This is a genomic window from Mycobacteroides chelonae CCUG 47445 (assembly GCF_001632805.1).
GTDB lineage: Bacteria > Actinomycetota > Actinomycetes > Mycobacteriales > Mycobacteriaceae > Mycobacterium > Mycobacterium chelonae.
Genome location: NZ_CP007220.1, coordinates 4,722,708 through 4,738,032, shown reverse-complemented (window position 1 = coordinate 4,738,032; position 15,325 = coordinate 4,722,708). Strand labels below are relative to the sequence as shown.

At 63.8% G+C, this 15,325-nt stretch carries 15 protein-coding genes; 10 read left to right on the top strand and 5 right to left on the bottom strand.

Going from position 1 to position 15,325, the window contains the following annotated elements:
• The first annotated feature begins 51 nt into the window (after positions 1-51).
• Entirely contained in the window at positions 52-1,473 is a 1,422-nt protein-coding gene (locus BB28_RS23075) for a short-chain fatty acyl-CoA regulator family protein (RefSeq protein WP_046255217.1), read from the top strand.
• Here the strand turns inward: BB28_RS23075 and BB28_RS23070 are convergent.
• From BB28_RS23070 to BB28_RS23055, 4 genes are read right to left on the bottom strand one after another with little or no spacing between them, the layout of a single operon-like run.
• Complete coding sequence (locus BB28_RS23070; protein WP_081252316.1) at positions 1,464-2,651, bottom strand: MFS transporter; 1,188 nt, start codon at positions 2,649-2,651, stop codon at positions 1,464-1,466. The genes BB28_RS23075 and BB28_RS23070 overlap by 10 nt on opposite strands.
• 11 nt (positions 2,652-2,662) lie before the next feature.
• Positions 2,663-3,391: an alpha/beta fold hydrolase gene (locus BB28_RS23065; RefSeq protein WP_046256106.1), complete on the bottom strand. Its 729-nt coding sequence runs from the start codon at positions 3,389-3,391 to the stop codon at positions 2,663-2,665.
• The gene (locus BB28_RS23060) at positions 3,388-4,032 is read right to left on the bottom strand and encodes a class I SAM-dependent methyltransferase (protein ID WP_046255215.1); all 645 of its coding nucleotides are present in this window, start codon (positions 4,030-4,032) and stop codon (positions 3,388-3,390) included. The genes BB28_RS23065 and BB28_RS23060 overlap by 4 nt, the downstream gene beginning before the upstream one ends.
• A 46-nt stretch (positions 4,033-4,078) precedes the next feature.
• Positions 4,079-4,456: a DUF427 domain-containing protein gene (locus tag BB28_RS23055; protein WP_046255214.1), complete on the bottom strand. Its 378-nt coding sequence runs from the start codon at positions 4,454-4,456 to the stop codon at positions 4,079-4,081.
• A gap of 119 nt (positions 4,457-4,575) precedes the next feature.
• Here BB28_RS23055 and BB28_RS23050 point away from each other — a divergent pair, with 119 nt between their 5' ends.
• Positions 4,576-5,757: an acyl-CoA dehydrogenase family protein gene (locus tag BB28_RS23050; RefSeq protein ID WP_046255213.1), complete on the top strand. Its 1,182-nt coding sequence runs from the start codon at positions 4,576-4,578 to the stop codon at positions 5,755-5,757.
• 93 nt (positions 5,758-5,850) lie between these two features.
• Here the strand turns inward: BB28_RS23050 and BB28_RS23045 are convergent, their stop codons facing one another.
• Positions 5,851-7,110 (bottom strand): KasA/KasB family beta-ketoacyl-ACP synthase, encoded by a 1,260-nt coding sequence (locus BB28_RS23045; RefSeq protein ID WP_046255212.1) that lies wholly within the window; start codon positions 7,108-7,110, stop codon positions 5,851-5,853.
• Between the two features lie 335 nt (positions 7,111-7,445).
• Here BB28_RS23045 and BB28_RS23040 point away from each other — a divergent pair, with 335 nt between their 5' ends.
• The 8 genes from BB28_RS23040 to BB28_RS23005 all read left to right on the top strand — a co-directional run bounded on the left by BB28_RS23040 (position 7,446) and on the right by BB28_RS23005 (position 15,324).
• Positions 7,446-8,363 carry a class I SAM-dependent methyltransferase gene (locus tag BB28_RS23040; protein ID WP_046255211.1) on the top strand — a complete coding sequence of 306 codons (918 nt, stop codon included), beginning with the start codon at positions 7,446-7,448 and terminating at the stop codon, positions 8,361-8,363.
• The gene (locus tag BB28_RS23035; RefSeq protein ID WP_052740336.1) at positions 8,360-9,310 is read left to right on the top strand and encodes an SAM-dependent methyltransferase; all 951 of its coding nucleotides are present in this window, start codon (positions 8,360-8,362) and stop codon (positions 9,308-9,310) included. Before BB28_RS23040 ends, BB28_RS23035 begins: the two co-directional genes overlap by 4 nt.
• 156 nt (positions 9,311-9,466) lie before the next feature.
• On the top strand, positions 9,467-10,885 hold the full coding sequence (locus BB28_RS23030; RefSeq protein ID WP_030097442.1) for an aldehyde dehydrogenase family protein: 1,419 nt from the start codon (positions 9,467-9,469) through the stop codon (positions 10,883-10,885).
• Between the two features lie 66 nt (positions 10,886-10,951).
• Positions 10,952-11,818, top strand: a complete 867-nt coding sequence (locus tag BB28_RS23025; RefSeq protein ID WP_046255210.1) for an SDR family oxidoreductase — start codon at positions 10,952-10,954, stop codon at positions 11,816-11,818.
• A complete protein-coding gene (locus BB28_RS23020) occupies positions 11,815-12,777 on the top strand; it encodes an NADPH:quinone oxidoreductase family protein (protein WP_046255209.1) in 963 nt (320 codons plus the stop codon). Before BB28_RS23025 ends, BB28_RS23020 begins: the two co-directional genes overlap by 4 nt.
• Entirely contained in the window at positions 12,774-13,223 is a 450-nt protein-coding gene (locus tag BB28_RS23015; RefSeq protein ID WP_046255208.1) for a MaoC family dehydratase, read from the top strand. The genes BB28_RS23020 and BB28_RS23015 overlap by 4 nt, the downstream gene beginning before the upstream one ends.
• Positions 13,224-13,587: 364 nt before the next feature.
• A complete protein-coding gene (locus tag BB28_RS23010; protein WP_030097438.1) occupies positions 13,588-14,454 on the top strand; it encodes an MlaE family ABC transporter permease in 867 nt (288 codons plus the stop codon).
• Positions 14,455-14,463: 9 nt separating this feature from the next.
• Positions 14,464-15,324, top strand: a complete 861-nt coding sequence (locus BB28_RS23005) for an MlaE family ABC transporter permease (protein WP_030097437.1) — start codon at positions 14,464-14,466, stop codon at positions 15,322-15,324.
• Position 15,325 lies beyond the last annotated feature (1 nt).

The following is a 15,325-nucleotide window of genomic DNA, read 5'->3' as shown; positions in this document are numbered from 1 at the left end:
TTCGCATATCTTGCAAACATTGCGAATGGTTGTGGAGTTATCCTGGCGAACATGTCCAGACCGTTCGCCGGAGCGCGGTTGCGGAGGTTGCGTGAGGAGCGTGGCCTGACGCAAGCGGCGCTCGCACGCGTCCTGGATTTGTCGACGAGCTACGTCAACCAGCTGGAGAATGACGCGCGTCCGGTCACGGTCGCGGTACTGCTGCGGCTCACCGAGCGATTCGATCTGTCGCCGCACTATTTCTCCCCGGACTCCGACGCCCGGCTTGTCGCAGACCTTGGCGAGATCTTCACCGAAGCCGCCGTGGGCGAGATCAGTGATCTGCAGCTCGAAGAGCTGGTCGCCCGCATGCCGTCGGTGGGTCAGACCCTGGTGGGCATGCACCGCAGGCTGCGGGATGTCACCGCTGAGCTGGAGAGCTATCGCGCGACCGAGAATGCGGCCACGATTGGTGATTCGATAAGAGAACCGCTGCGTCCCATGCCGTTTGAAGAAGTTCGCGACCTTTTCTACGATCACAAGAACTATCTTGGTGAACTCGACACCGCCGCTGAAGATCTATTCGAGCACTACGGGCTACACATCGGCGGTCTCGACACGCAGCTGGCCACAGTGTTGAAGCAAGACCACGGTATCGCCGTCACTGTGGCCAAGGGCGGGGCACTCTCGGATTCTTCGAAACGCCGATTCGACACGGACGCAGGGGTTTTGCGCATCGCGCATTGGCTCACGCCTGGCCAGCGCGCGTTCCAAATGGCCACGCAGCTGGCGCTGCTGACGCAGACCGAAACCATGGCGGCAATCCTCTCCGGTGCCGAGCAGCTGAGCCCCGAAGCCATCGGTGTGGCCCGGATCGGGTTGGCCAACTACTTCGCTGGTGCTTTCCTGTTGCCGTACAAACAGTTTCACTATGCGGCGGAGTCCACTCGGTATGACGTCGACATCCTGGCGCGACAGTTCGAGGTCGGGCACGAGACCGTTTGCCACCGGCTGTCGACTCTGCAGCGCCCTTCCATGCGGGGGGTTCCGTTCATTCTGGTCCGGACCGACCGTGCGGGGAACATCTCGAAACGTCAATCCGCCACGGCGTTTCACTTCTCCAGAGTGGGTGGAAACTGCCCCTTGTGGGTCGTGCACGAGGCGTTCTCGAATCCGGGGCAGTTTGTGACCCAGGTCGCCGAGATGCCCGACGGCCGCACGTACTTCTGGGTGGCACGCACGAGTAGCACGTCAACAGGCGGATTCCTCAGCACGCCAAAGTCGTTCGCGATCGGTCTGGGATGCGATATCGCCCACGCGCATCGTCTGGTGTATTCGACGGGAATCGCCATCGACGATCCGTCCACCGCGGTGCCGATCGGTCCGGGCTGCAAGGTGTGCGTCCGCGATTCCTGCGCCCAGCGAGCTTTTCCCTACATCGGCCGCAGCGTCCATGTCGACGAGGATGCCAGTAGCCGCTTGCCTTACACCTGATCGGCGTGCCGCAGCACTGTGGGTGCGGCGGCAACCAACGCGACCAGCTGGATCACCCCGACCACCCCGATGAGCATGGGAATTGACACCTCGTAGAGGTATCCCGTGAGTGTCCCGCCCACGGCGGTGGCGGTGCCGAGGACAGCGGCGTAGACCCCATATGCGGTGGCCCGTCGTGCGGGCGTCACCAGGTCTGCGACCACCGCACGCAGGGTGGATTCCTGAATCCCGATGGCGCCACCCCATAGCAGCGCGCCGAGCACGATGCCCGTCAGCGAGTCTGTGAATGCCAACATGGGCACGGCCGCGCCGACAATAGGCAAGACCACAAGGGTTTTGGCGCCTATCCGGTCGTACGCCCAGCCGGAGAACAAGGCGGATATGGCGGCCGCGGCCATCGCGACGGCGTACACCAACGGCACGGCGGCGGGCGCGAGGATGCCCCGGTCGACCATGTGAAACGACAGCACGCCAAAGGTCGCGAATCCGGACACGGTGATCCCGGAGAATCCCGCGTACAGCCAAAAACGCATCGGTAGTTGGAGCTTTTGGCGCGCGGCGGGTGAGCCATGCGTGTCCGCGGGTGCCTCATACCGTTCCGGATGAGGCACCCGGCAGCGAAGCCAGAACAACAGGGCCAACGCCGCGGCACCCGGGACCGCCAGCACGGCGAATGTCGGCAGATAGTTCCCGTGGGTGAGGGCGAGCATGCCCGCGACGACGAGTGGACCGGTAATCGCACCGACCTGGTCCATGGCCTCGTGTACCGCGAAGCCCCTGCCGCGGCCGGTGACGGAGGTGGCGTGTGACAGCAGGGTGTCCTTGGCCGGGCTGCGTACGGCCTTGCCGACACGTTCGGCGATCACCAACGTGGCGGCAACCCAGAGCACGCTGGCCACGCCCAGGAACGGGACCGTGACCACCGTCAGCGCGTAACCGGCGATGGTCCAGGTCCAGAACATGCGGGTGCGGTCGGTGAGTGGGCCCGACACCAGACGCAGCGCCAGGGCGGCGGCCTCGCCGATTCCGGTCACCACGCCGACAACGAGAGCCGACGCCCCGAGCGATGCCAGAAGTGGTCCAGTGATCGAGCGCGCGCCCTCATAGACGATATCGGCGAACATGCTGATGGCGCCGAATGTCGTGACGAATCGCCAGGCCGAAAGACGTTGTGGCACAGCTGGTGAATCTAGTCGATCCACCGTCTTACCTGTTCGGTGATCCATGCGCCGTCGTCGAGTGGAATGTCGTGGCCGGCGGTGGGATGCACCGCGATAGGTGCGCCGAATCTGTTGGCAATCGTGCGTGACGCCGCGGAACTCACAAGTCGGTCGTGCGTGGAGGTCAGAACCAGCAGAGGAGTGTCGACGCGCTTCGGCATCCGGAACCTGATGGCCGCGGCGATCTGCCGGGCGATGCTGGCGCTCGACGGACGCTGGGTCTGTAGGTAGCCAGCCCACCGCTGGGACAGCGCGTCGAGATCAAGATCGGGACTATTGGCCGTCTGCTCCAGGATCGCACGCTCGCGAGGCACGTCGGCGCGGAACCGTCCGAGCACCAAGTTGGGAACCGACGACGGCTGGAACCGCTGCCATATCGGTGTCGAGGCAGTGCTCGAATTGATGATGACGGCGCGTTCGAAATCCCGCGGGTAACGCGCGCACCAGTCGAGTCCGATCATGCCGCCCAGCGATATCGAAAGCAGTGACCAACCGTCGCCGTCCTGGTCCAGCCGGGATCGGATGTCGTCCGTGATGGCCGAGATGTTCGCCGGCGAGACGCGCTCGAATTCGGTGCCGAATCCGGGCGCATCCAGGCATTGCACCTGAACGCCAAGCGATTCGGCAAAGACTTGCGGGAACTGTTCCCAGTGGCGCTTCTCGCGGCTTAAGCCACGAAGCAGCAGCCACCGTGTCATCGCTTGATGCCCACAGTGAGTCGATCGAACTCCACGAACGGGAGAGTGAAGGGATGGTGCACCGGTCGCTGCACCGCGACCTCGAACCCGGCGGTCTCGAACATCTGGCGCATCTCGGCCTTCGACGGAACGCTCGCGGGCACCCGATCGCCGAAGATCCGGCGCAAGAGGGGGGCGGAGGCGCGGTCGGGCGTGAAGGTGGTGATCGCGGTGAAGCCGCCGGGCGCCAGCACGCGATGGAACTCGGCGAGGGCGGCGGGCTGGTCGAAGAAGTGGAATGCCGATGTGGAGACCACCGCATCCAGTGCGCCGTCGTCGAACGGCAGCTTCTCGGCGGGCGCGAACTGCCAATCGACCAACGCAGAACGGGCCTTCGCCTGGGCGAGCATCCCCTCGGACATATCGACCCCGTGCACCTGCTCGGGCTCGAGTTCCTCCTGGATGCGTGTCGCCAGAATGCCGGTACCGCAGGCGATATCGACCACGCGCTGCGACTCGTGCTGGCGCAGCAGGGCGATCATCTCGTCCTGTGCCGGGCGGTACACCCATTGTTGTAGCGGTGCCCAGTCGTATGCCTTGGCGGCGCGTCCCCAGAACCGCGTCACCTGGTCGTTGAAAGCTCGTCGTTGAACCGTCGTCATGGGCACAACGTACGCCAGCGATCAGGGGGTCGCCAGACGGGTGCGTTCAGTCTGCGGTGACGTTGACCCGGTCGGGATAGAAGGCCAGATGACGGGCAATCTGGGCGACCGCCGGGAAGGGATCTTCATAGGTCCAGACGGCGTCTTCGACCGTTCCCTCGGATGTACGCACCGAGTAATACGAGGCCTCACCCTTGTACGGACAGTACGTGTGGGTGTCGGTGCGCTGCAGCACCTCCCAGTTCGCCGCATCGGGCGGGAGGTAGTACACGGGCGGATAGCTGGCCTCCCGCAGCCGCAAGGCGCCGGTGGTGTCGGCGATGGTGACATCGCCGGACGTGACCACGACGCGGGTGCCGGCGGGCTCGATGGTGATCGGATGGTCCGGGCCGGGAACCAATTGCGGCCTGTCGGGAGTGGACATATCTCCGAGGGTAGGCCTGTTCTGGACTATGGCTAGGCTGCCCTGGCTCTGCGGGTTGAATGGCTGTCCCGCCTCGGTTTCTGGCCGAGGGAAGGCCCGGGGGCGCTAGGGTCGGCGGCATGGCTGTGGATGCTGATCGAAGTGACCCCGACGAGTTGTTCGGTATCGACGCGCTACTCAGCGACGAGGAGCGCGCGATCCGCAACAGCGTGCGAGCCTTGGTTCAGGCGCGCGTGGCTCCGAACGTGCAGCGGTGGTACGAAGACGGTGACCTGCCGGTGCGCAAGCTTGCGCTGGAGCTGGGCAAGATCGGTGTGCTCGGCATGCACCTGCAGGGTTACGGATGCTCCGGAACATCTTCTCTCGCATACGGATTGGCATGCATGGAACTCGAGGCGGGCGACTCGGGGATTCGTTCACTGGTCAGTGTGCAGGGATCGCTGGCGATGTACGCCATCTACGCCTACGGCAGCGATGCGCAGAAGCAGAAGTGGCTGCCGCGGATGGCGACCGGAGAGGAGCTGGGGTGTTTCGGCCTTACCGAACCCGATTTTGGCTCCAACCCCGGGGGGATGCGCACCCATGCCCGGCGGGACGGTAGCGACTGGATCATCAACGGCACCAAGATGTGGATCACCAACGGGTCCATTGCCGATGTCGCGGTCATCTGGGCGCAGACCGACGAGGGTGTTCGCGGATTCCTGGTATCGACCGATTCCGCCGGATTCAACGCGCAAACCATCCGTTCCAAGATGTCCCTGCGTGCGTCCGTGACCGCTGAGCTCAACCTCAGCGATGTGCGGGTGCCGGAGAAGAACCGGCTGCCGCAGGCCATTGGGCTCAAGGCGCCGCTGTCGTGCCTCAACGAGGCGCGCTTCGGCATCATCTTCGGCTCGATGGGTGCGGCGCGTGAATGCTTGCGTACCGCACTCGATTACGCCAACACCAGGGAACAGTTCGATCGGCCGATCGCAGGATTCCAGTTGACCCAGGAGAAGCTGGCCAACATGGCGCTCGAGTACGGCAAGGGTGTGCTGTTGGCGTTGCATCTTGGGCGTCGCAAAGATGCGGACACCTTGAGCACTCCCCAGGTCAGCCTGGGCAAGCTCAACAATGTGCGCGAGGCGATCGAGATCGCCAGAACGGCTCGGACAATTCTTGGTGCGAACGGCATTTCGGGCGAGTATCCCGTCATGCGGCATGCCAACAATCTGGAGTCGGTGTTGACCTACGAGGGCACCAGCGAGATGCATACGCTGGTGATCGGCCAGGCGCTCACCGGGATCGCGGCGTTCCGCTGATCAGGGCAGCCGTCCAACGCCGACACGCCGCCTAGTGGCGGAATCGTGCGATACGAATCCGCCGCCAGACGGCGTGTCGGAGAAGAGCGGTGATCAGTACTTGCCGAGGGCGATGGCCACGTTGTGGCCACCGAACCCGAACGAGTTGTTGATGGCGTACTTGTAGTCGCCCTTGCGGGGCTCCTTGCTGACGATGTCGAGATCGATCTCGGGGTCCGGCGTCTCGTAGTTGAGGGTGGGCGGAATGATGCCCTCCTGCAACGACTTCACCGTGATGATGGCCTCGACGGCACCGACCGCACCCACCGAGTGTCCGAGGGCGCCCTTGGGTGCGTAGACCGCGGCGTTCTGCAGACCGGACTTGTGAATGGCCTTGCCCTCGGCGACGTCACCCACACTGGTAGCGGTGGCGTGCGCGTTGACGTGGTCGATGTCCTTGGCGTCGAGTCCGGCGGTCTCCAGAGCCCGGTCCATCGCCTTGGCCGCCCCGATGCCATCGGGATGCGGTGCGACTACGTGGAACCCGTCCGAGGTGATACCCGCACCGAGAAGGCGCGCATAGATCCGCGCGCCGCGTGCCTTGGCGTGCTCCTCGGTCTCGATGACCATGAGCGCGCCGCCCTCGCCGAACACGAAGCCGGTGCGGTTCTTGTCGAACGGTCGCGATGCCCCCGCAGGGTTGTCGTTGTCGGTAGACATCACGATGCGCATGTTGGCGAACGCGGCAATGGGCGCGGCTTCGATGGCGGCTTCGATACCGCCACAGATGGCGATATCGGCGTCGCCGTAAGCGATCTGACGCCATGCGTGGGCAATGCCCTCGTTACCGGAGGCACAGGCCGAGACGGGGGTGATGACACCACCGCGCGCCTTGCGCTCCAGGCCGATGACGGCGGCAGGACCGTTGGGCATGAACATTTGAACGGTAAGGGGGGAAACGGCTTTCGTGCCCCGGGCGCGCATCTCGTCGTAGGCTTCGACCAACTTCTCGCCGCCGCCCAGGCCGGTGCCCACCGACACCGTGAGTCGCTCCAGATCGACATCTTCGGGGGCACCGGCGTCTTCCCAGACCTGACGGCCCAGGATCGCGGCCAGGCGCTGAACATAGGACAGACGGCGAAGCTCGATCTTCGTCATGTCCTTGTCGAAGTCGCGGACCTTGAGGTGCCCGCCGATCTTCACCGGCAGGTCGTACTGAGCGACGAAATCGTCGTCGAGTACGCGAATGCCGCTCTCGCCGTTGAGGAGCCCTTTCCAGGTGCCCTCGACGTCGGGTGCGATTGATGTCGTCATGGCCATACCGGTCACAACAATGTTTGGGAAACCGCCGTTGGCGGTGGATGGCTTCGACATTGGAAGCGCCCTCCCCTTTCAAACTCTTCTGAGCTATCTGCTGAACCGAATTTTAATGATGTGTCTGCTAGCGAACTCCGCCAGGGTGGGTATCTATGCGGATGCGCTCATGAACCCTATGTGAGATTCGGGGAGGAACTGCACAAATCGATGAAGTGTGTCCTGGAGGTTGACGTCCTCCAGCACAGTGCTCGAAACGTAACGGGCAAATGAATTTAGGGCTCGGTTACCTGGGTCTCACCTGGGCGAATGTGACCCGTTGCACAATGCCGGCCACAGATGGAGATCTGTAGCATTGCTCACTATTGGGTCTAGTTTGCCTTGAGAGGAGCCGCATGCGGGTCGACGGGGACACCTGGGACATCACTTCCAGCGTGGGGGCGACCGCCCTCGGGGTGGCGGCCGCACGCGCCACCGAGACGCTGCGGACCGACGCGCTCATCCATGATCCGTTCGCACAGATACTCGTTGACGCGACCGGTAAATCGACTGGCTGGGAGCGTTTGGCGGCCGGCGACATCGAGTGGCCAGATCCCGAGGCGGGCCGGATTTACGGACGGATGGTCGACTACCAGGCCACCCGCACCAATTTCTTCGACGCCTACTTCCTGGCCGCGGCGGCTGCGGGCATCCGGCAGATGGTCATCTTGGCCTCTGGTCTGGATTCGCGCGCCTACCGCCTCGACTGGCCGGCCGGCACCACAGTGTTCGAAATCGACCAGCCGCAGGTTCTGGAATTCAAGGCCGCTGCACTGGCCGCCCATGAACCGAAGGCGCAACGGCATGCCGTAGCTATCGATCTGCGCGAGGACTGGCCGACCGCATTGCGTGAGGCGGGGTTCGACTCCGCGAAGCCCACCGCCTGGCTGGCCGAGGGTCTGCTGCCCTATCTGCCGGCCGACGCTCAAGACAGTCTGTTCGCCAGCATCGGTGCGTTGAGTGCTCCGGGCAGCCACATCGCTGTCGAAGGGTATGAGGGAAAGCTGGTTCTGGACGAGAGCGAGGAGGAGGCCGCCCGCCGGGAACAGGTACGAGCCGCATTCAAGACCGCCGTCGATGTCGACGTCGCGATCGAGAATTTGATCTACGAAGATGAGAATCGCGCCGACCCTGCGGAATGGCTTGGTGCACACGGTTGGTCGGTGACCAAGACCGATGCGCACGACGAGATGGCACGGCTGGGCAGGCCGGTGACCGAGGACGTTGAGCAGGGGACATTCCGCGGCCAGCTGATCCAGGGTGAACTCCGGTGAGTGATGTGACCACCGCGCGCTCCGACGACGACAGCTGGGACATCGCGAGCAGCGTGGGCGCCACCGCGGTCATGGTGGCCGCCGCGCGGGCGGCTGAAACCCGCAGTGAGGCGCCGCTGATCAGGGATCCCTTCGCGCAGCTCCTCGTCGAGCGAGCCGGCGCCGGGGCATGGTCGGTGATTGCGAGCGATGACCTGCGACAGCAGCTTGCCGAGCTCGACCCGGAAGCCGACCGCATCATGCAGTACGCGGTGGACTATCAGGCCGTCCGCACGCGGTTCTTCGATGGTTTCTTCGAGCGGGCATCGCGGGCGGGAATCACCCAGGTGGTGATCCTGGCCGCAGGCCTGGACTCGCGCGCCTATCGCCTGGAGTGGCCGGCCGGTACCACCGTGTACGAAATCGACCAGCCACTCGTGTTGCAGTACAAGCGCCAAACACTGGATGAGCACGACGTGCGTTCTGCCTGCCTCCGCCGTGAGGTGGCCGTCGACCTTCGGCAGGATTGGCCGGTCGCGCTACAACGGGAGGGATTCGACGTCACTTCGCCCACGGCGTGGCTGGCCGAAGGCCTGCTCATGTATCTGCCGACCGAGGCGCAGGACAGGCTCTTCGAACTGATCGTGGATCAGAGCGCGCCGGGCAGCAGGATTGCCGTCGAGGCCGTCGGGCCGGACAACGCCAAACGGCACGAGGTCCGCAGCAAGATGCGTGAACACTTCGACCGGGCCCGCAAGCTGGCAGGAATCGACGGAGAGTCCCTGGACGTCGGATCGCTGATGTACCACGACGAGAACCGCACCGATGTTCCGCAATGGCTCGCCGGGCGTGGATGGACCGTTCGGGCGATTCCGGCGGAGGCCGAGATGGCGGATGCGGGCCGAGCGGTGCACATGGAAGAAGACTTGCGGGGGAACACCCTGATAGAAGCCGAGCTCAAGGGCTGATGGAGTGCGGGCCCCAGGGGTGCGGGGTTCTCAGGCCCCAACTGGTTGGTTACCATCGGTGATACAGCTCACGTAGCTGCCATCGCTAGTCCGTATGTGCGTACGTGACCTGCGCAGATGCACTCACTGATGAGCGTGCCATCGAGAGGAACGGATATGACCACCGAGATCTCTACGCCTGCCGACCAGCACGCTGCGTCCGAGCCTTCCCGCATTCCGGGGATCGTCCGGGGCCTGCGGGAGACGTTCGCAACAGGCCGGACCCGCGAGTACCACTGGCGTAAGGCGCAGCTCGTCGGCTTGGAGCGACTTTTCTCCGAGAACGAGGCGGCGATCGCCACCGCATTGCACGAGGACTTGGGTCGCTCGTCGGCCGAAGCCTGGATCGCCGACGTTGTCGGGTCGGTTGTCGAGGTGGTCTATGCGCGTAAGAACCTGCGGCGCTGGATGCGACGCAAGCGGGTGCGGGGTCTTCCGCTGGCACAGCAACCGGCCAAGGCTTGGTCAGTACCGGAGCCCTATGGCACGGTGCTCGTCATCGGTGCGTGGAACTTCCCGCTGTATCTGACCCTGGGTCCCGTGGTCGGCGCGTTGGCCGCTGGCAACACCGTGGCCATCAAGCCTTCGGAGATCGCGCCCGCTTCCTCGGCGTTGATGGCCAAACTCATTCCGCAGTACCTGGACCCGCACGCCGTTGCCGTTGTCGAGGGCGACGGGTCGGTGACCCAGGAACTGCTGGCCCAGGGTTTCGACAAGGCCCTGTTCACCGGCGGTACCGAGATCGGCAAGCGCATTCTGGAAGGCGCCGCACAACACCTGACACCGGTCGCACTGGAATTGGGCGGCAAGTCGCCGGTCTACGTCGCCGCCGATGCCAACATCGAAGTGGCCGCCCGCCGTATCGGATACATGAAGGGCCTCAACTCCGGTCAGGTGTGTCTGGCCCCCGACTATGTGCTTGTGGACCCCGCGGTTCGCGATGAGCTGGTCGAGAAGATCACTGCGGCATGGGCAGATTTCCAGGCGGACAAGGAATCCAAAGGACTGCGCGTGGTGAACCAGCGCCAGTTCGATCGTCTGGTCGGCTACCTGGCCGCGACCGAAGGTGAGGTCGCCACCGGCGGTGCCTCCGATGCGTCCGCGCTGACCATTGAGCCGACGATCGTTGTTGATCCCAGCGCTGACGAGCCGCTGATGCAGAACGAGATCTTCGGCCCGATCCTCCCGGTGCTGACGGCGGACACCCTTGACGACGCCATCGACTTCATCAATTCGCGGCCAAAGCCGCTGGCGGCCTACGCCTTTACGGAGTCGAAGCGCATCGGTAACCGGTTCATCGACGATGTACCCGCGGGTGGCACAGTGATCAATCATCTGCTGTACCACGCCGTCATCCCGAACCTGCCCTTCGGCGGAGTCGGTGCCAGCGGTATGGGCGCCTACCACGGCAAGGCCGGATTCGACGAGTTCAGTCACCTCAAGTCGACTCTGTACAAGAGCACCAAGATGGACCTCAAGCTTCCGTACCCGCCATACCTCGAGAAGAACCTTAAGCTGATGAAAAAGCTTATGTAGCTGTAGTTTTCGTTCTCCATATCATTCAGCAACCCAATGAAGTGCCAAGTGAATTAGGAGTTCTGCATGCCGGGAGTGCAAGACCGGGTAATTGTCGTGACCGGAGCCGGTGGAGGCCTGGGCCGTGAGTACGCGCTCACCCTCGCCGGCGAGGGCGCCTCGGTGGTCGTCAACGACTTGGGCGGTGCCCGAGACGGATCCGGCGCCGGGTCCGCCATGGCCGATAGCGTGGTTGACGAGATCAAGGCGGCCGGGGGTCGCGCGGTTGCCAACTACGACAGTGTCGCGACCGAAGAGGGCGCCGCCAACATCGTCAAGACCGCGGTCGACGAGTTCGGCGCCATCCACGGTGTGGTCAGCAACGCCGGCATCCTGCGGGACGGCACTTTCCACAAGATGACCTATGACAGTTGGCATGCGGTGCAACAGGTTCACCTGTACGGCGGATACAACATCACCCGCGCCGCATGGCCGCATTTCCGCGAGCAGGGTTACGGCCGCATCGTGGTCGCCACCTCGACCAGCGGTCTGTTCGGCAACTTCGGACAGGCCAACTACAGCGCCGCCAAGCTGGGACTCGTCGGGCTCATCAACACCCTCGCGTTGGAGGGCGCCAAGTACAACATCCACTCCAACGCGATCGCACCGATCGCGGCCACCCGGATGACGGCCGATATCGCCCCGGAGGCGGTGCTAGACAAGCTGCCACCGTCCTTCGTCGCCCCGGTTGTCGGATACCTGTGCACCGAGGAAAGCACCGACAACGGTTCGGTTTTCGTCGTCGGTGGCGGCAAGGTGCAACGCGTCGCACTGTTCGAGAACGCCGGCGCGGACTTCGAGACCCCGCCCACCGTCGACGAGGTCGCCGAGAAGTGGTCGCAGATCGCAGATCTGTCGAGTGCGGTCAAGGCCGGCCCTCCCTCGCTCGCATGAAAGCCATACAGGCGCAGTCGCTGTCGGGTCCGGAGGGACTGGTCTACACCGATGTCGAGGAGCCGCGCGGCGACAACGTCGTGGTTGTCGACGTCAAGGCCGCGGGAGTCTGTTTTCCCGATTACCTGATGACCAAGGGCGAGTACCAGTTGCGAATGGAGCCCCCGTTCGTCCCAGGCATCGAAACCGCCGGGGTCGTGCGGTCGGCGCCCGCGGGTTCAGGGATCAACCCCGGTGACCGGGTGATGGCCTTCAATTTCATTGGCGGGTATGCCGAACGGGTGGCAGTGGCACCATCCAACATTCTTCCGACGCCCCCGCAGCTAGACGATGCCGAGGCCGTCGCCCTCATTGCGAACTACCACACCATGTACTTCGCGTATGCCCGCCGAGGGCAACTGCGTGCGGGGGAGACGGTGCTGGTACTCGGTGCGGCCGGCGGTATCGGAACTGCCGCCATCCAGATTGCCAAGGGCCTGGGGGCCAAGGTGATCGCCGTCGTCAACCGGACCGCCGCAACGGAATTCGTCAAAAGTGTCGGTGCCGATATCGTCCTGCCGCTCGAGGATGGCTGGGCCAAGGCGGTTCGCGAGGCGACCGGTGGTGTGGGTGTCGACATGGTGGTGGATCCCATCGGTGGGCCTGCCTTTGACGACGCGGTACGCACCCTGGCCTCCGAGGGCAGGCTGCTGGTCGTCGGATTTGCGGCCGGTGCGATACCGACGATCAAGGTGAATCGCCTGCTGCTGCGCAACGCTTCGCTGATCGGTGTGGCCTGGGGCGAATTCCTGCGCACCCATACGGATTACCTCTACGAGACCCAGGCGGGGTTGGAGAAATTGGTGGCCGAGGGCATGCGGCCGCCGGTGAGTGCGCGGATACCGCTGTCAGAGGGCCGACAGGCGCTCCAGGACTTCGCCGATGGAAAGGTCTACGGGAAGATGGTCCTCGTACCGTGACCACCAAGGTGTTCAACGGAATTGCCGACGTCGCGGTGGGTGACCTCGGGGCCACCGATTGGCTTGTGGTCGATCAGGAGCGGGTCAACACCTTTGCCGACGCCACCGGTGACCACCAGTGGATTCACGTCGATACCGAACGGGCCGCCAATGGCCCGTTCGGTGGCACCATCGCCCACGGGCTGCTCACGTTGTCGCTACTGCCCCAGTTTCAGTTCCAGCTGATTCAGGTCGACAACATCGCGATGGGGATCAATTACGGGTACAACAAGATTCGATTCCTGAACCCGGTCCGGGTGGGATCGCGACTGCGTGCCCGCGCCGAGGTGACCCATGTCGAACAGAAACCGGGCGCCGTGGACGTGACGATCTTGACGACGGTCGAGATCGAAGGTGTCGACAAGCCGGCTTGTGTGGCCGAATCGATTTCGCGCTTCATCGCCTAGCCGACCGGGATATCGCGTTAGAGGCTCGGGGCCACAGCTCATTTCGGCAATTCCGCGACAAGGGTGAGAAACCGCACGCCAGTCGGTGTGATAGCTATTCTCGCCCAATGAAATCGCGACCTGCGATTTGTCCACCGTTTAGACAGCGCATATAGCAGAGTGTCCAAAATCTCACCGTGATCTACGACGATGTGTAGATCACGTCAGTCAGGTGTTATGTTACTGCTCAGTTTGGGCCGTGCTTTCTCTGTGACCAGCGAAGATGGTGGGCCCGAGAGGTTTGGACGAGAGGGCATCACGTGGGTCAGCCAGCACACGGACGTGTTGCCCTGGGGTATTCGGTGCATTCGATCGTGAGCGCGTGATGACCACTTTCGACACGGCCGGTACGGGCCGCCCCGCAACACCGTCTCGTGACGCCGTATCCGGCGCCCTCAAGGAGTACGTCCGCAAGCACCCGGTGCAGGCGGTAGAAACCGCAGGCAGCCAGATCGTCCTCGGTGTACGGGCGATGCAGTACATGTTCTCGGACCTCATCCACCGCGCGTTCCCGTGGAAGGAATTCATCCACCAGGGTGCGTTCATGGCGGGCAGTGCGGTGGTCCCGACGCTGCTGGTGGCCATTCCGATCGGCGTCACCTTGTCGATCCAGTTCGCCCTGCTCGCGGGACAGGTCGGTGCGTCCTCGTTGGCAGGTGCGGCAAGTGGTGTCGCAATCGTGCGTCAGGGCGCCTCGCTGGTTGCCGCGGTGCTGATGGCCTCCGCGGTGGGTTCGGCCATCACCGCGGACCTGGGGTCACGAACCATGCGCGAAGAGATAGATGCCATGGAAGTCATGGGTGTCTCGGTGATTCGGCGGCTCGTCGTCCCACGCGTGGCCGCTGCGGTTCTCGTCGGCGTCGGCCTCACGGGCACCACCTGCTTTGTCGGCTTCCTGGCCAGTTATTTGTTCAACGTCTACTTCCAGCACGGCGCTCCCGGAAGTTTCGTCGCGACCTTCGCGTCGTTCACCCGGGTCGACGACCTGATCCTGGCGCTGCTCAAGGCGATCCTTTACGGCCTCATCGTCGCCATCGTCGCCTGTGACAAGGGATTGACCACCAAGGGTGGTCCCGCCGGTGTCGCCAACTCCGTGAATGCCGCGGTCGTCGAGTCGATCTTGGTGCTCATGCTGATCAACGTGCTGGTCAGCCAGGTGTACGTCATGGTCTTCCCCCGGCATGGGATATAGGGGCGCGCCATGACTATCTCTACATACCGCCCCAAGGGCGTCCAGCCGATCATCGATGCCGGGCATCGGGTCGCCCAGTCGATTCGGCGGCTCGGACACATGCTGGCGTTCTTTGTGGAGGCTATTGCCTCCATCCCGAACGCGCTGCGCTACTACTCCAAGGAGTTCTTCCGGCTGCTGGCCGACGTCACCTGGGGTAATGGCTCGCTGGTCACCGGTGGCGGAACCGTCGGCGTGGCCGCGGTGTTGGGTGCCACGATCGGTGCCCTGATTGGTATCGAGGCCTACAACCTGCTGAACATCATCGGCTTGGGGCCGGCCACGGGATTCATCTCCTCCCTGGTGTCGACACGTGAGTTGGCGCCGGTGATGGCGGCCCTCGCCTTCGCGATGCAGGCCGGTTGCCGCTTCACCGCGCAGCTGGGTGCTCAGCGCATCAACGAGGAGATCGACGCACTGGACGCGCTGGCGATCCGGCCCATCCCGTACCTGGTCACCACTCGACTGATGGCTTCCACCGTGGCGGTGGTTCCGCTGTACCTGCTGTGCCTGGTCATCAGCTACATCACGTGCCGCCTGCTTGTCGGGATCTCGAGCGGCGGTTCGATCGGTGGCGCCTACAACCATTACTTCACGATGATGCTGAGCGGCACCGACATCGTCTACTCGGTGATCAAGGCCGTCGTCTTCGTCTGGATCGCCTCAACCATCCAGTGCTACTTCGGATTCAACGCCTCGGGTGGACCCGAGGGCGTGGGTGTGGCCGCCGGACACGCGATGCGCGCTGCCATCACCGTCGTGATCATCGTGAACATGCTTCTCACCATGGCGTTGTGGGGAGTCGACGCTGGCGCAAGGTTCGGTGGTTGAC